This is a genomic window from Thioalkalivibrio sulfidiphilus, from assembly GCF_000377945.1.
GTDB lineage: Bacteria > Pseudomonadota > Gammaproteobacteria > Ectothiorhodospirales > Ectothiorhodospiraceae > Thioalkalivibrio_A > Thioalkalivibrio_A sulfidiphilus_A.
Genome location: NZ_KB898929.1, coordinates 18,751 through 36,584 on the forward strand (window position 1 = coordinate 18,751; position 17,834 = coordinate 36,584).

The 17,834-nt window shown below is 66.9% G+C and carries 16 protein-coding genes and 1 tRNA gene; 9 read left to right on the top strand and 8 right to left on the bottom strand.

All coding sequences use genetic code 11. The features are described from left to right. Positions 1-20 precede the first annotated feature (20 nt). Both ychF and D580_RS0104925 read left to right on the top strand, forming a co-directional pair. On the top strand, positions 21-1,112 hold the full coding sequence (ychF, locus tag D580_RS0104920; protein WP_018953318.1) for a redox-regulated ATPase YchF: 1,092 nt from the start codon (positions 21-23) through the stop codon (positions 1,110-1,112). A gap of 96 nt (positions 1,113-1,208) precedes the next feature. Then, positions 1,209-1,285, top strand: a tRNA-Met gene (locus tag D580_RS0104925). Between the two features lie 76 nt (positions 1,286-1,361). On the opposite strand, the gene D580_RS0104930 is transcribed toward D580_RS0104925, so the two are convergent. The 6 genes from D580_RS0104930 to glgP all read right to left on the bottom strand — a co-directional run bounded on the left by D580_RS0104930 (position 1,362) and on the right by glgP (position 7,124). Further along, positions 1,362-1,700: a type II toxin-antitoxin system RelE/ParE family toxin gene (locus D580_RS0104930; RefSeq protein WP_018953319.1), complete on the bottom strand. Its 339-nt coding sequence runs from the start codon at positions 1,698-1,700 to the stop codon at positions 1,362-1,364. Continuing rightward, on the bottom strand, positions 1,700-1,975 hold the full coding sequence (locus D580_RS0104935; RefSeq protein WP_026289720.1) for a type II toxin-antitoxin system Phd/YefM family antitoxin: 276 nt from the start codon (positions 1,973-1,975) through the stop codon (positions 1,700-1,702). The genes D580_RS0104930 and D580_RS0104935 overlap by 1 nt, the downstream gene beginning before the upstream one ends. A 203-nt stretch (positions 1,976-2,178) precedes the next feature. Next, positions 2,179-3,156, bottom strand: coding sequence for an NAD(P)/FAD-dependent oxidoreductase (locus D580_RS0104940; protein WP_018953321.1), 978 nt, complete (start codon positions 3,154-3,156; stop codon positions 2,179-2,181). Positions 3,157-3,160: 4 nt separating this feature from the next. Then, positions 3,161-4,435, bottom strand: a complete 1,275-nt coding sequence (locus D580_RS0104945; protein WP_018953322.1) for an SAM-dependent methyltransferase — start codon at positions 4,433-4,435, stop codon at positions 3,161-3,163. 98 nt (positions 4,436-4,533) lie between these two features. Beyond that, entirely contained in the window at positions 4,534-5,364 is an 831-nt protein-coding gene (locus tag D580_RS0104950) for an EcsC family protein (RefSeq protein WP_018953323.1), read from the bottom strand. A 53-nt stretch (positions 5,365-5,417) separates the two neighbouring features. Then, on the bottom strand, positions 5,418-7,124 hold the full coding sequence (gene glgP, locus D580_RS0104955) for an alpha-glucan family phosphorylase (protein ID WP_018953324.1): 1,707 nt from the start codon (positions 7,122-7,124) through the stop codon (positions 5,418-5,420). A 125-nt stretch (positions 7,125-7,249) separates the two neighbouring features. Here glgP and D580_RS0104960 point away from each other — a divergent pair, with 125 nt between their 5' ends. From D580_RS0104960 to D580_RS0104970, 3 genes are read left to right on the top strand one after another with little or no spacing between them, the layout of a single operon-like run. Next, positions 7,250-7,561: an HMA2 domain-containing protein gene (locus tag D580_RS0104960; RefSeq protein WP_026289721.1), complete on the top strand. Its 312-nt coding sequence runs from the start codon at positions 7,250-7,252 to the stop codon at positions 7,559-7,561. Between the two features lie 6 nt (positions 7,562-7,567). Further along, positions 7,568-7,927 (top strand): DUF5132 domain-containing protein, encoded by a 360-nt coding sequence (locus D580_RS15210; RefSeq protein ID WP_018953326.1) that lies wholly within the window; start codon positions 7,568-7,570, stop codon positions 7,925-7,927. Then, positions 7,924-8,385 (top strand): HMA2 domain-containing protein, encoded by a 462-nt coding sequence (locus D580_RS0104970; protein WP_018953327.1) that lies wholly within the window; start codon positions 7,924-7,926, stop codon positions 8,383-8,385. The genes D580_RS15210 and D580_RS0104970 overlap by 4 nt, the downstream gene beginning before the upstream one ends. Positions 8,386-8,430: 45 nt before the next feature. On the opposite strand, the gene metK is transcribed toward D580_RS0104970, so the two are convergent. Both metK and D580_RS0104980 read right to left on the bottom strand, forming a co-directional pair. Beyond that, on the bottom strand, positions 8,431-9,636 hold the full coding sequence (metK, locus tag D580_RS0104975) for a methionine adenosyltransferase (protein ID WP_018953328.1): 1,206 nt from the start codon (positions 9,634-9,636) through the stop codon (positions 8,431-8,433). Further along, the gene (locus tag D580_RS0104980) at positions 9,633-12,848 is read right to left on the bottom strand and encodes a cation-translocating P-type ATPase (RefSeq protein WP_196799722.1); all 3,216 of its coding nucleotides are present in this window, start codon (positions 12,846-12,848) and stop codon (positions 9,633-9,635) included. Before D580_RS0104980 ends, metK begins: the two co-directional genes overlap by 4 nt. 83 nt (positions 12,849-12,931) lie before the next feature. Between D580_RS0104980 and D580_RS0104985 the strand changes: the two genes are divergently transcribed. The 4 genes from D580_RS0104985 to D580_RS0105000 all read left to right on the top strand — a co-directional run bounded on the left by D580_RS0104985 (position 12,932) and on the right by D580_RS0105000 (position 17,809). Continuing rightward, entirely contained in the window at positions 12,932-13,933 is a 1,002-nt protein-coding gene (locus D580_RS0104985) for a sodium:calcium antiporter (protein WP_196799723.1), read from the top strand. Between the two features lie 112 nt (positions 13,934-14,045). Beyond that, entirely contained in the window at positions 14,046-14,924 is an 879-nt protein-coding gene (locus D580_RS0104990; protein WP_018953331.1) for a DUF2934 domain-containing protein, read from the top strand. 120 nt (positions 14,925-15,044) lie between these two features. Beyond that, the gene (locus D580_RS0104995) at positions 15,045-16,274 is read left to right on the top strand and encodes a YcjF family protein (RefSeq protein ID WP_018953332.1); all 1,230 of its coding nucleotides are present in this window, start codon (positions 15,045-15,047) and stop codon (positions 16,272-16,274) included. Then, positions 16,271-17,809 carry a GTPase family protein gene (locus D580_RS0105000; RefSeq protein ID WP_051081777.1) on the top strand — a complete coding sequence of 513 codons (1,539 nt, stop codon included), beginning with the start codon at positions 16,271-16,273 and terminating at the stop codon, positions 17,807-17,809. The genes D580_RS0104995 and D580_RS0105000 overlap by 4 nt, the downstream gene beginning before the upstream one ends. Positions 17,810-17,834 lie beyond the last annotated feature (25 nt).

Here is a 17,834-nt window from a genome sequence, read left to right on the forward strand (position 1 = left end):
CATAACCGGAACTCCATGCCATGTCGCTCAAATGCGGAATTGTCGGATTACCCAATGTCGGTAAGTCCACTCTGTTCAACGCCCTGACCCGCGCGGGCATCCAGGCGGAGAACTATCCCTTCTGCACCATCGACCCCAACGTGGGCGTGGTGCCGGTGCCGGATCCTCGCCTCGACGCGCTCGCGGCCATCGTCAAGCCGGAGAAGGTGATCCCCACCGCCATGGAGTTCGTGGACATCGCGGGGCTCGTCGCCGGCGCCTCCCAGGGCGAGGGCCTGGGCAACCAGTTCCTGGCTCACATCCGCGAGACCGACGCCATCGCCCACGTGGTGCGCTGCTTCGAGAACGACGACGTGATCCACGTGGCCGGCCGGGTGGACCCCCTCTCCGACATCGAGGTGATCAACACCGAGCTGGCCCTGGCGGATCTTGAGACCGTGGAAAAGGCGCTCAACCGGCTGACCCGTTCCGCCAAGTCCGGGGACAAGGAGGCGGTGGCGCGCAAGAACGTGGCCGAGAAGGTGCAGGTGGTGCTGGCCGAGGGCAAGGCCGCCCGGGCCGCGGACCTGGACGACGAGGAGCGCCGGCTGCTGCGGGAACTGCACCTGATCACCGCCAAGCCCGCCATGTACATCGCCAACGTCAACGAGGACGGCTTCGAGAACAACCCCCTGCTGGACCGGGTGCGAGAGTACGCCGCCGCCGAGCACGCCCAGGTGGTGCCCGTGTGCGCCGCTATCGAGGCGGAGATCGCCCAGCTCGAGGACGACGAGAAGACCGAGTTCCTGGCCGAGATGGGTCTCGACGAGCCGGGTCTCAACCGGGTGATCCGGGCCGCCTACGAGCTGCTGGGCCTGCAGACCTTCTTCACTGCGGGCGTCAAGGAGGTGCGTGCCTGGACCGTCAAGCGTGGCGCCACCGCGCCCAAGGCCGCCGGCGTGATCCACACCGACTTCGAGAAGGGCTTCATCCGCGCCGAGGTGGTGGGCTACGAGGACTTCATCGCCGGCAAGGGCGAGCAGGGCGCCAAGGACGCAGGCAAGTGGCGCCTGGAGGGCAAGGAGTACGTGATGAAGGAAGGGGACGTGGTCCACTTCCGCTTTAACGTATAAAGGCGCAGAAATAAGAGGCAAGAAAAGGCCAGGTAACGGCCTGTTGCCTTGACAGGAACGGGGGGGCGGGCCAAAATTCCGCCCTTTCCGCAGTACGGCTACGTAGCTCAGCTGGTTAGAGCGCGGCACTCATAATGCTGAGGTCGGTGGTTCAAGTCCACCCGTAGCCACCACCTTCTTCCCCATCCCTTCCAGCGATTCTGAACCGGCTCTGTCGGGACGTCCGCGTGCGTCCTCGGAACGCTGGTCTCAGCTGCGGCCAGGGTTTGCCAGGAGCCGGGTCGCCAGCAGCGTCTGCATGTCCCGACGTCCATCCGCAATCAGATAGATGATCACCCGATCATCCATGACCCGGTAGATGACCCGATAGGGCTTGAAGAACACCTGGCGGTATTCCCGGATACCCAGGTTCAGCAGCTCCCGTGGATGGACGCCGCGTTCGGGCTGTTCGGCCAGAGATTCGACCACGGTCAGCAGCCGGTCTAAAACGTGATCCGCGCTCTTGCGGGAGTCGAATTCCAGCAGATAGTCGTAGAGGGCCTCCAGGTCCCGCTCGGCGCCCTCGGTAAGCAGCACCTCGTGGGGCATCAGTCGGCGGCTTTCCTGCTGCGCAGCCGGGCGATGACCTCAGCCGCTGGCTTGACCTTGCCTTGCTCCACCTCCCGGCTGCCCAGGGCCAGGATCTTCAGCAGGGCCAGGGTCTCCTGGGTCTCCTGGTAGCTGGCTACGTCCTGGAGCACGGCCTTGGCCTCGCCGTTCTGGGTAATGACCAGGGGCTCGCGCTCCTCGGCCAGCCTGCTGAGCACCTCGGCGGCGTTGGCCTTGAGGTAGCTGATGGGTTTGACGTGGTCTGAATAGCGCATGGGGATCTCCATTGGAATGGACTTAATTTAGTCCTTATGAGGTCTGCGCTCAAGGGCGAATGATTCTCTCCAGTCGATGGAAAACATCCTGTTCTCCCAGGGTCGCTGAGGCGGGGGAAGATCTAAATACGATAAGCACCGTTTTCCCTGAGCGCCTCTGTGTCACTGCGAGAGAAAGGAAAAAACGTCACTCACGAAACACATCAACTTCGCCCCAGCAGCTTGTATTCCAGAATGTGGCGCGGCAGGCCGGCAGGCAGGCTGTGGGCGGCGATCGTCTCCAGGGTGTAGTCGGCCTCGCCGGCGATGGCCTCGGCGGCCAGCAGGCCGCTGCGCACGGCGGGGCCGATGCCCTCCGCCATGTCCCGGGTGGCCAGTCCGGCGGCATCACCGATCACGAAGGCCTTGTCCAGACACAGGCGTTGCACGCCGTCGCGCAGATAGTAGGCATAGCCCTGGGGTGCGAGTTCCAGGCCCCCATCGATCAGGCCGCGCCCGCGCAGGCGGGTCTCGAAACGGTCCCAGTGGGGGCGGATGTCGTCCCCCCGATCCTTGAGCCGCGCGGCCATGGCCCCGACACCCAGGTTCAGATAGCCGTCCGCCTTGGGCACATACCAGCTGTAGCCGGGCAGTCCCTTGTGGAAGAACCACAAGTGACAGTCGCCATCACGCCACTCACAGGGCAGCTCCTGTTCCAGGGCCACGGCCTGGAGCGTGCGGGCGCGGGGATTGACCTCCCGGAACAGGCCGCGGTACACGGGGCAGGCGGTGCCGCCGGCGCCCACCAGGTACTCGCACTCGAAGCGGTCATCGATCACGAAGCGTCCATCCCGGCGCTCGATGCGCCGCGCCTCGTGGTTCAGGACCTGCGCGCCGGAGCGCTCCAGCAGCCAGTGATCGAATTCGAAACGGCGGATGGAATGCTGGGGGGCGCGCATGTTGAGGCGCAGGCCGTAGAGGTGCACCCGGGTGACCTCGAAGGTGAGGAAGCGGTGCGGGTAGGCCCCGATGTCCATCTCCAGGTCCGCGACCACCTCGGGCGTGATCCAGCCGGCGCACAGCTTCGTGCGGGGAAAACGGGCCTTGTCCAGGATCAGGCTGTCGATGCCGCGTCGGCGCAGTGCCCAGGCGCAGCTGGAACCGGCCGGACCACCGCCGACGATGATGACGGGACTAAACATCCGCTCAGTCACGGTAGAGATGGGCGCGGGTCCAGGCCATGTCGTTCTTGCCCGGGCGGCTGAACAGGACCTGGTAGAGCTGCAGGCTGCCGGCGCGGAAGTTGGCGATGGAGCCGGCCAGGTAGAGACGCCAGGCGCGCACGAAAAATGCGTCGAACATCTCGCGCACCGTGTCCTCGTGGGCGTCGAAGCGTTCCAGCCAGTGCTCCAGGGTGCGGGCGTAGTGCAGGCGAATGTTCTCCACGTCCAGCACCGAGAACCCGGGGCCCTCGAAGATGTCCATCATCTGCCGCAGGGTGGGCGGATAGCCGCCGGGAAACAGGCGCTTCTCGGTCCAGGCGCTGGTGGGTTCGGGGCGGTCCTGGCCGATGCTGTGGATCAGGCCGCGCCCCTGGTCCGAAAGGCAGCGGTCGATCACTCTGCCGAGGCCCGCGTAATTGGGGGCACCCACATGCTCCAGCATGCCCACGGAGACGAACACGTCATAGCGGCCGGTGATGTTGCGGTAGTCGTCTTCCACGTATTCGACCCGGTCGGCCAGCCCCTCCTGCCTCGCCCGCTCCCGGGCATAGAGGATTTGCTGATGGGAAATGTTGTAGGCACGCACATTCACGCCGTAGTGGCGGGCGAAATGCCGGGCCAGTCCTCCCCAGCCGCAACCGGCCTCCACCACGGTCTCGCCGGGTCGCAGTTCCAGCTTGCGGGCGATGTGATCCAGCTTGGCTGCCTGGGCCTGCTCCAGGGTGACCGAGCGGTTCGGGAAGTAGGCGCAGGTATAGGCCATCTCCTCGTCCAGCCACAGGCGGTAGAAGTCGTTGCCCAGGTCATAGTGGTGGTGAATGTTTTCCCGGGACCCGGCGCGGGTGTTGCGGCGCTGGCGGGTCAGGCCGCGGGCGAGGAAGTCCCGCAACGGGCCGGGCCGGGTGCGCTGCTGACGGGCACGGAAGAGGGCCTCCAGGAACGCCACCAGGCTGCCTTCCACCTCGATGCGTCCGAGGCTGTAGTCGTCGCCGAAGTGCAGGTTGGGATTGGTGAAAAGGCGCCAGAAGCTGCGTCGGTCCAGGATGTGCATGGCCGCGACGGGCTCGGCGGTGCCGCCGCCCTCATAATGGCTCTGCCCGTCCCAGAGGGTGACCTGTATCGCCGGCTCGCCCGCCAGGCGCATCAGCTTTTTGATCAGCCACGACTCCACGGGGCGCACGGCGCCGTTGTCCTTTTTACGCGAGGCGGCGGATGCCGAGTTTGGCATGTTCAGCAGTGGATGTTTGCCGGGGTTCATGGGGGTATCTCCGGGCCTGTCCTGGTCGGCCGGCCGATCAGAGGGTGAGCCGATTCAAGAGGGGATGGTCACAGTGACGCCGACGGCACGATGTGCGCTTACTGGCGATCGAGGGCCTCGTAGGCCACGCGCACCCTGTCTTCACCGTACGTGCGCTCCAGACGCCGGATGATGAAGTGTGCCCTGGCGGCGTCGGTGAAGTGCTGGACGAAGATGGTATTGATCAGCGCGCCGCCTGCGGCGCCGATCACGGGCATCACCTGGGCCGCAGCCTTGTTGGAGACCGCGATCCCGAAGCGTGAGGAGATCAGGGCGATCATCCTGGCCAGCAGCGGCGCCCCCTCGGTCGTGAGGCCCTGGGTGGCGATGTGGCGCATGGAGCCGGACACCGACAGGGCCAGGGCGAGACGGATGCTGAAGTAGCCGGTTTCGGCGGCGTCGTCGTCCTCGGTGCGTGCGCCCAGGGCGAACACCTGGATGCAGGCCATGCGGGTCTCCAGGTCTGCCAGGTCCTCACCCTCCGATCGAGCCACCGAGGCGATGGCGCGCAGCATGATGGTGGTGGTGATGGGCAGTTCCACCAGCAGACCGGGCAGACCGAAGAAGCCGCCGGCCGCGCCCGTGGATGCCGCGAGGAAACGGTGCCGTGCCACGTGCCCATGGAGATCCCGTCCCGGATCCAGGGTCGAGATGGCGGTGTCCAGCGCCTTGCCCAGGGCCTTCTCCACGCCGCGATGCAACTGGGCGTACCAGTTTGCGGGCAGGAGTTTGAAGCCCACCTCGATGGGCGTGCCGATGACGCTGGTCAGGCGGGCGGCCAGACTCGGGTGTTCCAGTTCCTGATGGGCCCAGACCAGACTGGCATGATCATCCTCGCTCATGCCGGGCACGAGCACCTGGAGAGGGTACTGAACGATGGTCTCGCTCATGATGTTTTACCCATGCAGCGCCGCTGATTGAAGGTTAGCACAGCGTTGTGGATTCAGCGGATATAGGCCGCCGTGGCGTAGCGGCGCATCATGCGGTGGCTGTTGAAGAAGTAGCCGTTCTTTGCGATGGCCCCCAGCATCACCCGGACCCAGCCGGCCCTGTCGGTGTAGTAGAGCGGCAGCACATTGTCTTCCAGCTGGGTGTACAGGGCATCCGCATCCTGTCCATTGGCCTCGGCGCCGCTGTTGCCGACCGCCCAGCCGGTGACGCCCTCGATGCAGCCTTCCGTCCACCAGCCGTCCAGCACGCTCAGATTGGGCACGCCATTGAGCGCGGCCTTCATGCCGCTGGTGCCCGAGGCCTCAAGAGGGCGCAGCGGGGTGTTGAGCCAGACGTCGACCCCGGAGGTGAGCAGGTGGCCGAGTTGCATGTCGTAGTTGGGCAGGAACACCAGGGTGATCATGCCCGAGAGCTCCTGCTTCATCTGGAAGATCCGTTCGATCAGGGCCTTGCCGGCCACGTCCTTGGGATGGGCCTTGCCCGCCATGACGATCTGGATCGGCCAGCGTTCCGCGATCCTGCGCAGGCGATGGAGATCGCTGAACAGCAGGTCGGGGCGTTTGTAGGCGGTCATGCGCCTGGCGAAGCCGAGGGTCGCGGTTTGTGCATCCAGGACAATGCCGCAGCGTTCCCGGACCGATTCGATCAGTTGCAGTTTGGCGAGGCTGTGTGCCTCCCAGATTTCATTGGCAGGGATCTGGTCGGCGCGCACCAGGAGGTCGGGTTCGTAGCGCCACCCGGGTATACGCTGATCGAACAGACGCTGCAGGGGCTGCGCGGTCCAGGTGCCCGGATGCACGCCATTGGTGATGGCATGCACATGGTATTCCGGGAACATCTGCTGCGAGACCTCCGCATGGGTCTTGGCCACGCCATTGACATAGCCGGACAGACGCAGGGCCAGGCGGGTCATGTTCAGACGTTGGTTGCCTGCCAGCCGGCGCAGTTCCGATGGGCTGATGAAGCGGGCCATGAGGCGGTCGGCGAGGCCGTAATCGAACTGGTCATGGCCCGCCTCGATGGGGGTGTGGGTGGTGAACAGGCATTGTTCCCGTACCTGGGCCACATCGGAGACTTCGCCCAGGGGGTCCTGTCGCTCGGGCCGGTGTTTGCCCCGGCGCAGCAGTTCCAGGGCGAGCAGGGCTGAATGTCCCTCGTTCATGTGATAGGTGTGGACATGGAAGTCCAGAGCCTGCAGGGTGCGGGCACCGCCGATGCCCAGGACGATCTCCTGGGTCAGCCGGTACTCCGCACCGTCGCCGTAGAGCTGATCGGTGATCCGCCGGTCGGCCGGGGCGTTCTCGGGCAGGTCCGTATCCAGCAGCAGCACGGGGATCTCATACCCCGAGGAGCCGGTGAGCACGTAGAGCCAGGCCTGTACCCAGACGTCCCGGTCGGCCACGGGCACCGAGATCTTGGCGGGCAGGGGGACCGCCCAGTGTTCCGGTTGCCAGGGTTCCGGGAGCTCGCTCTGCCGGCCAGACACGTCCAGGACCTGCCTGAAATGGCCCTGGCGACTGATGAGGGTGACGCCCACCAGAGGGATCTTCAGGTCTGCGGCGCTGCGCAGGGTGTCGCCGGCCAGCACCCCCAGACCCCCGCTGTAGGTGGGTATTTCACTGCGCAGCCCGATCTCCATGGAAAAGTAGGCAATGCGCGGCGTGTGTACGAACTGTTCGAGGGAATTGGAGCGGGTCATGGGGGCGAATGGCTCGAGGCTGAGCCGCTGAGTAACAGGCGATGTTCGGCTTAGGAGTGAAATGATCTGGTCATGTTGTAATACGATAATGTGACGTCCATATGACGCATGATCGAGCGGCTGCCATGATTGAGGTCGAGGGTGTCAGGATCAGATGGGTGCTGCCCGGACGGGTGAAGCTCTATATTGATGACCTGGTCGGCGAGCAGGAGTTGGCCGAGCGTCTAGAGTCTGATGTGGCGGGCATTGATGGCGTCAAGGACTTTCGGGTCGATGCGCAGACCGGGGTTGCCACCTTGCGGTACGACAGGAAACGCATCACGACCCCGGCCTCGACGAAGGCCCTGCTGGCGGTGCTCAAGCGACATTTCCCGGAGCGGGACTTCAGTTCGATCGAACACTGGGTGGCCGAGCGAAACCGGCCGAGCAAGGGGTGATAGGCCATGGCATGGATCAACAATGACACCACCAAGGGACTGGTCATCGGGGCAGGACTGGTGCTGCTGGCGCCCCTGGCGGTGGCGGCCCTGAGCGGGTTTGCCCGCCCGGCCGCCCGCGCGGCCCTCAAGGCGGGCATGCTTGCCTATGAGAAGGGCATGGAGACGGCCGCCGAACTGGGCGAAGTGATCGAAGATCTGGTGGCGGAGGCCGAGGCGGAGATCGAGGCCGAGCGGGAACAGGCGCAGGCCGAAACACAGTCCGGTGAAGCCACATCCTTCGCAGAGGAGGAGGCTGAGGCCTCGCCCGGCGAGGCCCCCGCGGAGGCCACCGCATCGACCCAGGGCAAGCGCACCGCCCCATGAGCAGCACCGCCTACCTGGTCCACCGGGTACCCGGGCGGTTGCGCTTCAAGCTGCCCGAGCGTCGGGGCGATGTCGCCTTCTTCCGTGAACTGGTGCCGCAGCTCTCGGCACTGGAAGGCGTGCTTGCCGTGCGTGCCAGTCCCGATACCGGCAGCGTGCTGATCCTCCATGGGGATGGCTTCCAGGCGAGCTTGCTGGGCGCCGTGGGCACCCTGCTGGAACTCTCTCCGGAACCCTACGTGCCTCCGAGCGCCTTCAGCCGGGCGGCATCGGGACTGGGCCAGCTAGATGCCTGGATCGCGCGGGAGACCCGCGGCGGCAGTTCCGTGAATTCCATCTTTTTCCTGGTGCTGGTAGGCATGGCCCTGGTGCAGATCAGTCGCGGCCAGGTCATGGCCCCGGCCACGTCCCTGTTGTGGTATGCCCTGGACCTGATGCGCGACCGCGGGTCGGGATGAAGTCTTAGTGGCAAGTGGCAAGTCTCAAGTGGCGAGGAAAGGCTCCTAGGCCGTCTCGGCCTTGAGCATGTCCACCAGGTCCTCCCTTTCCCAAGGCAGATCCAGATCGTCGCGACCCATCTGCCCGAACACCGCCAGCCGGCGGTAGAAACGCCCGTCATGGGCGCGGGGCAGGCCTTGCAGTCCGAAGCGACGCACGACGCCGGCCAGGCGCAGATCCACCAGGTGCTCCAGCTGTTCCCGGATGCGTTCCTCACGCACCCGGCCCGTGCCGTAGGTATGCACCTGGAGGCTGACAGGCCCGGGCAGGCCGATGCTGTAGGTCAGCTGGACTTCGCACTCGCTGGCAAGCCCCGCCGCCACCACGTTGCGCGCCAGGTGCCGGGCGGCGTAGCTGGCCACCCGGTCGATGCGCAGGGGGTCCTTGCCGCTCAGGGCCGCGCCACTGTGGCGTGCGTACTCGCCATAGGCGTCGATGGCGGTCTTGCGCCCGGTCAGGCCCGAGTGCAGGGCAGGCCCACCGCCGATCACCGGCCCCTCGGGATTGATGAACACCCGGGTCTGCGGATCGAGACCCGGTCCGCCGTCGGCCAGGCAGGGCTCCACCAGCCGTTCGCGTAACAGGCGCTCCAGGGCCGCCGCATCAGGACCCGCCGCACTGCGCTGGCTGGCAACCACCGTGACACTGTATAGCCCCTTCGGGCTTCGATCCTCGAAACTCACGGCCACCTGTGCCTTGCCGTCAGGCAGCAGGTACTCGAATCCCGGTTCATGGCGCAGCGCGTCCAGCCCCCGGGCCAGCCGGTGCGCGAGCACCACGGGCAGGGGCATGCGCTGGGGGGTCTGGTCGCAGGCATAGCCGAAGGCGGTGACGTGATTGGAGGCCACGACCCCGTCCAGGGCGCCCTCGTCGGCCAGCAGGCTCACGTCGAGGCGCTGCTGATGAGCGCCGGGCAGGGTCTGCAGGCTGGTCATGATGGTGCAGTCCCGGGCGTTGAATCCTGCCACCTCCGTGTAGCCGACCTCGGAGATCACCGAGCGCGCCAGGTCGGCCGCATCGAAGCGCGCCTCGCTCGCCTGGCGCACCGAGAGGAACAGGATGCTGGAGGCGATGGCGCATTCGGCGATCACCCGGGAGGCGGGGTCCTCGTCCAGCATGCGGTCGACGATGGCGTCGCTGATCTGGTCGCAGAGCTTGTCCGGGTGGCCCGGGGTGACGGACTCGGAGGCGAACACGAAGGCGCGGCTCATGGCGAGGTTCCCTCGGCGGATGGGGATACGGGTTCCGTGGCTCGCCCGTCTGCATGACCCGGCTCGCGGGCTCGGCGCAGCTTGGCCGCCTCGTTGATCAACAATGGCAGCACCGCCCCGGCCCCTGCAACCACCAGGTCCGTGGGCCCCATGGGCGTGGTGCCCAGCAGCCTGCGCACGCCGGGCACAAGCCCCGCCGCGAGCTGCGCGGCCAGGGAGGCACCCAGGGCCAGTTGCAGACGCGGGTTGGCGGGCCTCGCACCCGGATTGAACAGGCCATGGTGTCGGGAGCGACACACGATGGCATGCAGCAGCTGCGCCACCGTGAGGGTGTTGAAGGCCTGGGTGCTGGCCCGGGGACCGGGGCCGTAGCGCTTCAGGGCGTAGGCGTAGCTCGCCAGGGTGGAGGCGGTGATCACCCCCGACTCGATGCCCATGCGGCGCAGGTCCGCGGCGCGGATGATGGGTTCCGCGGGGTCCCGGGGAGGGCGCTTGAGCACATCCGGTTCCGGGGCCTCCAGGGACAGGGCGAGACCCGGGAAGATGTCGCTGATGAGGTTGATCCACAGCAGCTGCATGGGGTTCAGCGGCGCCCCCTGCCCCAGGGCGAGGCCGGCCAGCATGACCTCGATCTCGGTGAAGTTGGTGGACAGCAGGAAGTGCACGGTCTTGCGGATGTTGTCGTAGATACTGCGCCCCTGGGCGATGGCCACCCCCATGGTGTGCAGGTTGTCGTCCTCCAGCACCACGTCGGCCACCGCCCGGGCCACGTCCGTGCCCGAGCGGCCCATGGCCACGCCCACGTCGGCCGCCTTGAGGGCGGGCCCGTCGTTGATGCCGTCGCCGGTCATGGCCACCACCCGGCCGCCGGCCTGCAGGGCCTGCACGATCTGCAGCTTGTGGGCGGGGCTCACCCGGGCGAACACATGGGTGTTTTTCACCAGGCCCGCCAGCAGCTGGGGATCCACGCCTTCCAGGCGCGTGGCCTCCAGGATGTTGAGCGGGCGGCCGTTGCTCAGACCCAGCTCCCGGCCGATGGCGGCGGCGGTGGCCCCCTGGTCGCCGGTGATCATGATGGTCTCCACCCCCGCCTCGTGGTAGCGGCGGATCAGGTCCGTCATCCCCGGGCGCAGGGGATCGATCATGCCGGTCAGCCCCACCCAGATCAGACCGTCGCCGGGCGGCTCTCCCCGCGCCGGGATCTCCGCATAGGCGGCGCCCAGCACGCGCATGGCATCGCCCGCCATGTGTTCGTTTTCCCGCAGGATGCGCTGGCGGTCCGCCTCGTCCAGGGGCGCGATGCCGTGGGTCAGTTGCTGGCGGTTGCAGCGGGCGAGCACCTCTGCGGGGCTGCCCTTCATGGCCAGCAGGCGGGTGCCGCCGTTGTCGTGGATGCTGACCATGTAGGGGCGGCCCTCGGCCCGGTGGCGCAGCAGCACCCGGGGGTGACGTTCGCGCAGGGCACGCACATCGATGCCGGCGCCCAGGGCCAGCTCCACCAGGGCCTTCTCCGTGGGGGAGCCGTCTAGTATCTGCTCATGACCGTCGTCCTTGAGCTCCGTCTCGCTGCACAGGACGATGGTCTCGAGCAGGCGTCTCAAGTCCTCGCTCTGTGCCACCCCGACGATCTCCCCTTCCCGTTCGAAGTGGCGGCCCTGGACGCGCAGCCGCTCGCCCGCGCTGTAGGCGCTCACGACGGTCATGCGGTTCTCGGTGAGTGTTCCGGTCTTGTCCAGGCACAGGACCTGCACCGAGCCCAGGGATTCCACCGCGTCCAGGTGACGCACCGCGACCCGGTGCCTGCGCATGTTATTGATGCCCAGGGCCAGGGTGGTGGTGGCCACGGCGGGCAGGCCTTCCGGCACTGCGGCCACGGCCAGGGAGACCGCGGACTTGAGCATGGGGATCAGCCCCTGGCCCCGCAGCAGACCCACGGCGAACACGCCCACGCACACGGCGCCGCTCAGCAGGGCGAGCTGGGTGCCCAGTCCGTCGAGCTGGCGCTGCATGGGGGTCTCGGGGGCATGGGCCTCGGACACCAGGGACTGGATACGCCCCAGTTCCGTGTCGAGCCCGGTGCCCACGACCACGGCGCGGGCGTCGCCGCCGGTCACCAGGGTGCCCATGTAGGCCATGTTGTGGCGCTCGGCCAGCGGCACGTCGACCCGCCCCAGGACCCGGGCATGCTTGGACACGGGCACGCTCTCGCCGGTCAGGGCGGATTCGTCGATGCTCAGATGGCGCGCCTTGATCAGGCGCAGGTCGGCACTCACGTGGCTGCCGGGCCGCAGGTGCACCACGTCCCCCGGCACGATGTCCTCCACCGGGATCTCCCGTGCCCGGCGGGCGCGGATCACCGTGCCGTTGCGGGGCGCGAAGCTGCCCAGGGAGGCGATGGTGCGCTCGGCCTGTCGTTCGGTGAAAAAACCGATGGCGGTGTTGGTGACCACCACGCCGGCGATCACCGCCGCATCCACCACCCCGCCGGTGGCGATGGAAACGGCGGCCGACACGCCTAGCAGGGCCACCGGCAGGGTGAACACCTGCCCGGAGATCATGGCGAGCTCGGAGCGTCCCCGGGGCTGGGGAAGCCGGTTCGGACCGTAACGCCGGCGCCGTTCCTCGGCCTCACCGATGCTCAGTCCCCCGGGCCGGGAACCCAGCCGCCGGAAGACGGTGCGCAGTTCCTGGGCATGCCAGGCAGGGGTGGGGGCATCATGTCGGGCTTCATGGATGACTTCAGTCAATGATGGGGGGGAGGAATCCCAGTCGGACGTGCGCGTCGCCGAGGTGGGGATGTCGACGGCTGGCCGGGGCAGGATGCCCCTGGCGGTCTTGTGCAGCAGCGCGAGGATCTCGTCGGCAGGCCGGTCGGGATCGAATTGAATCAAGACGTTGCCGGTGCGCGGGTTGGCCTGCACGGTGTTGATGCCTGCCTCAACCTGCAGCCCTTCACGCAGGGCCCGGCACAGCCGCGGCTGACGGTGCAGCGCGCGTAGGTGCACGCGCAGGCGACCCGGTGAGCGGGAGCGGATCTGCAGGACGGACTGTCCACGAACGCCGTGGATCAAGCCGTCGATGTATCCCAGGAGGGTCTTCGGGTCAGTCATGGAGTCGCGTCCGATGGGCCGGGTCTGCCGGCGGCTGGACGGCTCGGACAGCCAGCTCATGCCAGTGTAACGGAAGGCGTCCCGGGCTTGTGTGACAGTCATTGTCATAATTCCCGTGCCTCATCCATGTCACACTAAAAATCAGGGCGATTCATCGGTGACACGAGGTTCGATACATGGAGGGCATGGGGGTCTGGATCCAGTTTCTCGTTTGCATCGTGCTGATCGGCGTGGCGGGGGTGCAACTCACCCGTTACGGCGATGTGATCGCCGACAAGACGGGATTGGGTGGCACATGGATCGGCCTGGTGCTGGTCGCCACCGTCACCTCCCTGCCCGAGCTGGCCAGCGGCATCAGTTCCGTGACCATCGCCGATGTGCCCGACATCGCTGTGGGCAACGTGCTCGGTGCCTGCGTGCTCAATCTCACCATACTCGCTTTGCTGGATGCACTGCACCGGGGTGAGACCCTGTATCAGCGCGCGAGCCCCGGCCATATTCTCCCCGCCGGCTTTGTCATCCTGCTGCTCGGCATCACCGGGTTCGGACTGCTCACCGCCGAGGTGGGCCAGGACTGGCGCCTCTGGCACGTGGGTTTCTACACGCCCCTGATCCTGATCGGTTACTTCGTCGCCGTGCGCACGGTCTATCGCCATGAGATGGCCCAGGTCGCGCGTTTCACCGAGGCGGAGCCAGATCGCTATCCGGGTCTCAGTCTGCGCACTGCCGTCCTGCGTTACAGCTTGGCGGCGGTGGTGGTCATCGCCGCGGGCATTTGGCTGCCCTTCGTGGGCGAGGGCATTGCCCGGCAGATGGGGTGGACGGAGAGCTTCGTGGGTACCCTGTTCGTCGCCCTGGTCACCACCGTGCCGGAACTGGTGGTGACCCTTTCGGCCCTGCGCATCGGCGCGGTGGACATGGCTATTGGCAATCTGTTGGGCAGCAGCCTGTTCAACCTGATGATCCTTGCGGTGGACGACCTGTTCTACGTTGCTGGGCCTTTGCTGGGTGCCGCCTCGCCCGCCCATGCAGTGACGGTGTTTTCCGTGACGATGATGACAGGGGTGGTGATCGTGTCGCTGTTCTATCGTCCGCGTGCACGCCTGCTGAAGACCATGGGTTGGGGCAGCCTGGTCCTGCTGGCCATCTATGCGCTGAACAGTGCCGTGGTCTACATTCACGGTTGAGCGCCCAGCCATCGAGTACGCATGACCTTTGTCAAGGAAGGGTCAAGAACGGCGTGCTAAGTTTCCGAATCATGACGCATCGCGCAGGTATCCGTTGTCAGGGAGCAAGGACATGAGTGAGCCAGACAAACAGCAGACCGAAAGTTACGAGGCCGTACGTCCGTTCTTCAAGGCGAGTCTTGAGCAGGTCGTCGCCGCAGGCCGGGGCGCCCGTGACATGGTGGAGTTCACCCTGGAACGCCTCGGCGACGCAGCCCTGCCTCACCTGCAGCGATTCATGGCCGAGGCTCGCGCGGGTCAGGTGAAGATCAAGGGCCTGACCCATGCCGCCCATGAGCGTGTATTCGGCGCCCATCCGACGGCCGAGGAACGGGAGCGGATGATCCGTGAAGCCGCCTATCTGCGGGCGGAACGGCGCGGTTTCCAGGGGGGGTCTCCGGAGGAGGATTGGTGGGAGGCCGAGCGAGAGGTGGATGCCCGTCTTGCCGATGAGCTGGGCCTCATCTTGCGGGGTCGGCGGGCCGTGGAGTCCCTTGCCGCGGCGGCGGAACGCGAGATCGAGGAGACCTATGACCTGGTGCGACAGTGGTTGGGGCGTCAGGGGCAGGCTGTCAAAAACGTGCGCATGCCCAGACTGCTGGGTGGCAAGCAGCAGGCCGAGGAGACGCCGCCCGCCCTTCCTGAATCCCTGCCGCCGACATCGGAGTCAGCCGAGGCAGTCGCCAAGCCCGCCAAGCCGAAAAAGTCGAGGCCCAAGGCGGTGAAGCCAGAGGCTACGGCGGAGGCGGTTGTGTCCGAACCGACCGAGACAAAGACCGTCAAGTCCAAGAAGGCCAAGGGAACCAAGACCAAGGCTGCCGAGGCCTCGGGGGACAAGCCGGGTAAGTCCAAGAAGTCGAAAACCGAGACTGCCGGTGCCGAATCCGCCAAGGCAACCAAGGCCGTGCCCAAGGTCAAGAAGGCGAAGGCGACCTCCAAAAAAAGCAAATAGGGTGTCTGAATCCCGCGGCACGTTGATTCCAACTGTCCCGGTCCTGCCCCTACGCCCGGGTTCATGGCACCTCATGATTGATCCGCCAGTGCCCGACAGGGTGCCGGCAGGAGCGCTTCCATGAAGGCTGGCGACCTCAAATGGGACTGGAAGCAGTTTCTGGACGCGGTGCTGCGACCGGGTCCCGAACCGGAGATCGAGGCGGAGATCGCCGAACGGGCCAGGGAGCAGGCGCCGGTGATCTGGCTGCTGGGCAAGGTGCAGTCGGGCAAGACGGCCATCATCCGCGCCATCACCGGACGGCGTGATGCCGAGATCGGCTCGGGCTTCAGGCCCTGTACCCCGGACTCGCGCATCTACGAGTTTCCCGAGGACGCCCCGGTCGTGCGTTTCCTGGACACGCGGGGTCTCGGCGAGGTCAGCTACGATCCTCAGCCGGACGTGCAACTGGTGGCCGGCCAGGCCCATGCGGTGGTGGCCGTCGCCCGCGCGATGGACCCCGCTCAGGAGCCCATTCTCGAGGTCTTGCGCACGGTGAGGGCCGAGCACCCGGACTGGCCCGTGATCCTGGTGCAGACCCGGCTTCACGATGCCTATCCCGACGGACGGGATCACCCCCCCTACGATCAGCTGACCCGGAGCCCAGGGCTCGACGACCTGCGCCGTGCCCTGAGCGCGCAGGCCGCGCTCTTTGCGCAATTGCCGGGCGAGGCGCCATGCATCGCCGTGCCGGTGGATCTGACGCGAGCTGAGGAGGGTTACAGCGATCCGGACTACGGCCTCGAGGCGCTCCTCAATGCCCTGGACCAGGTGTGCGTCGAGGCCCGGGCGGGCATGTTGCTGGACTTGGCACGTGATGCCCGGGAGTCCCGCATGGCACGCGCCCATCCCCATGTCCTGGGCTATGCCGGCGCCGCCGGGGTCACCGACCTGGTGCCGGTGGTGGGGCTTGTCACCGTGCCCACCCTGCAGGGCAAGATGCTGCACAGCCTGGCCGGCCTCTACGGCCTGACCTGGGATCGACGGACCCTCATGGAGTTCGTGGGCTCACTGGGCTCTGGCACGCTGCTGTTCATGGGCGCGAGCTTTTACGCCCGCCAGCTGGGCAAACTGGTCCCGGTCTACGGACAGTCGGCCGGGGCACTGGCTGCCGGTGTCGCCAGCGCCACCGTGACCTATGCCCTGGGACGGGCGGCCTGTTATTACCTGGAACAGTGTCGTCTGGGACAACGGGATCCGGAGGGCGTGGCGCGCACCTACAAGGGCGCGCTCAAGGAGGCCCATGCCCTGTTTCGCGAGACCCTCGGCAGGCATCGCCCGGCACCCGCACCGGAGCCCGCAAAGCCATGAAGACGACCACGAACCGGAGACGGTCCGTGTGGCTGCCCCTGGCCGGCTTGTTGTCCTTCGCCCTGCCCGTGCTGGTGTTGCTGCCGCTTGGCCTGGTCTGGCTCTGGCAACGGGGCTGGCTGTGGTTCTGGTTGCTGGGCGCCATCGTGCTGGGCCTGGCCGGGCAACTGCTGCTGCGACGGATGCGTCCGGGGTCTCTCCGGGGGCGGGCCGCGCAGCCTGACGCCTCCCCGGAAACCCCGCCGGACCCCGCCTGGACGCCCCGCGACCAAGCCGCCTGGCATGAGATCCAGGGGCTTGCCGGCAGCGTGGATCCCGCGGTGCTGGCGGATCGCACGCTGATGCTGGAAGCCGCCCGCCAGGCCATCGAGGGGGTGGCGCGCCACTACCACCCCGATGACCCCGACCCGGTGTGGAACTTCACCCTCCCGGAGGCCCTGCTGCTCAGCGAACGGGTGAGCGTACGCGTGCGTCAGGTCCTGCTGGAGCACGTGCCCGGTGTGCACATGGTCCGGGTGGGGCAGGCGATGCGTCTCTGGGATTACCGCCCCGCCGCGGAGCGTGGCGCGCGCCTGCTTCGCAATCTCAATCGCTTCTGGCGGATCGCGCGCATGGCCGATCCCGTCTCGGCCCTGCTGGCCGAGGCCCGGGATCGCCTGATGGGCGCCACCCTGGGCGAGGCCGGTGATTACCTGCGTCGCAGGGGGGCGCGCATCTGGGCGGAGGAGGTGGGTCGCGCGGCCATCGAACTGTATTCGGGGCGGCTGCGGGTGGATGTCACACGCTTGCGTGAACTGGCCGCCATGGAGACCACGCCAGGACTTTCCGAGCCGCCCTTGCCGGGGCCCCTGCGGGTGCTGATCGCAGGTCAGACCAAGGCGGGCAAATCCAGCCTGATCAACATGCTGTTGGGCGAGCTGGCCGCCGGGGTGGATGTGTTGCCCCTGACCTCGGAGGAGACCGGTTACCAGTTGCAACGCGAGGGTGTCCCCGAGGCGGTGCTGATCGACACGCCGGGACTTGAGCGTGATCCCCAGGCCCTGGTGCGGCGGGCGGTGGAATGTGATTGCCTGATCTGGGTGGTGCCCGCCCACCGGGCCGACCGTGGCCCGGATCGGGTGGCACTGGAGGCGCTGCGGAACTGGTTCAGGGCCCATCCCGAGCGCAGCCAGCCGCCGATATTGGTGGTGGTGAGTCACGTGGACCGGCTTTCACCCGCCAGGGAGTGGGCACCACCCTATGACATTGTTCATCCGGACCGTCCCAAGGCGCGGATCATCGCCGAGGCCCTGCAGGCCATCGCCGCAGACCTGGAGATACCAGAGGAGGATCTGCTGCCCATGCGTCTGGATGATTCGCATGGGGCCTACAATGCCGATCTGTTGTGGGCGCTGCTGGAGGCGCGTCTCGAGGCAGCGGGACGCACCCGCCTGCAGCGCCTGCACCTGGAAGCCGGCCGCGGTGACTGGCGGCAGGTCCTGCGCCAGGCCATCAGTGCCGGAAGGTTTCTCGGGCGAAGTCTGAAACTGGGTTAGCGAGGTCTCCGGGGTGGGTGCGGTT

Bases quoted from the DNA above. Each gene is read 5' to 3' on its own strand.
- metK (WP_018953328.1), bottom strand. From the start codon at position 9,636: ATGAGCCGCGCCTTCGTGTTCGCCTCCGAGTCCGTCACCCCGGGCCAC.
- D580_RS0104960 (WP_026289721.1), top strand. From the start codon at position 7,250: ATGATTGAGGTCGAGGGTGTCAGGATCAGATGGGTGCTGCCCGGACGG.
- glgP (WP_018953324.1), bottom strand. From the start codon at position 7,124: ATGACCCGCTCCAATTCCCTCGAACAGTTCGTACACACGCCGCGCATT.
- D580_RS0104990 (WP_018953331.1), top strand. From the start codon at position 14,046: ATGAGTGAGCCAGACAAACAGCAGACCGAAAGTTACGAGGCCGTACGT.
- D580_RS0104995 (WP_018953332.1), top strand. From the start codon at position 15,045: ATGAAGGCTGGCGACCTCAAATGGGACTGGAAGCAGTTTCTGGACGCG.
- D580_RS0104980 (WP_196799722.1), bottom strand. From the start codon at position 12,848: ATGACTGTCACACAAGCCCGGGACGCCTTCCGTTACACTGGCATGAGC.
- D580_RS0104970 (WP_018953327.1), top strand. From the start codon at position 7,924: ATGAGCAGCACCGCCTACCTGGTCCACCGGGTACCCGGGCGGTTGCGC.
- ychF (WP_018953318.1), top strand. From the start codon at position 21: ATGTCGCTCAAATGCGGAATTGTCGGATTACCCAATGTCGGTAAGTCC.
- D580_RS0105000 (WP_051081777.1), top strand. From the start codon at position 16,271: ATGAAGACGACCACGAACCGGAGACGGTCCGTGTGGCTGCCCCTGGCC.
- D580_RS0104985 (WP_196799723.1), top strand. From the start codon at position 12,932: ATGGGGGTCTGGATCCAGTTTCTCGTTTGCATCGTGCTGATCGGCGTG.
- D580_RS0104940 (WP_018953321.1), bottom strand. From the start codon at position 3,156: ATGTTTAGTCCCGTCATCATCGTCGGCGGTGGTCCGGCCGGTTCCAGC.
- D580_RS0104950 (WP_018953323.1), bottom strand. From the start codon at position 5,364: ATGAGCGAGACCATCGTTCAGTACCCTCTCCAGGTGCTCGTGCCCGGC.
- D580_RS0104945 (WP_018953322.1), bottom strand. From the start codon at position 4,435: ATGAACCCCGGCAAACATCCACTGCTGAACATGCCAAACTCGGCATCC.
- D580_RS0104930 (WP_018953319.1), bottom strand. From the start codon at position 1,700: ATGCCCCACGAGGTGCTGCTTACCGAGGGCGCCGAGCGGGACCTGGAG.
- D580_RS15210 (WP_018953326.1), top strand. From the start codon at position 7,568: ATGGCATGGATCAACAATGACACCACCAAGGGACTGGTCATCGGGGCA.
- D580_RS0104935 (WP_026289720.1), bottom strand. From the start codon at position 1,975: ATGCGCTATTCAGACCACGTCAAACCCATCAGCTACCTCAAGGCCAAC.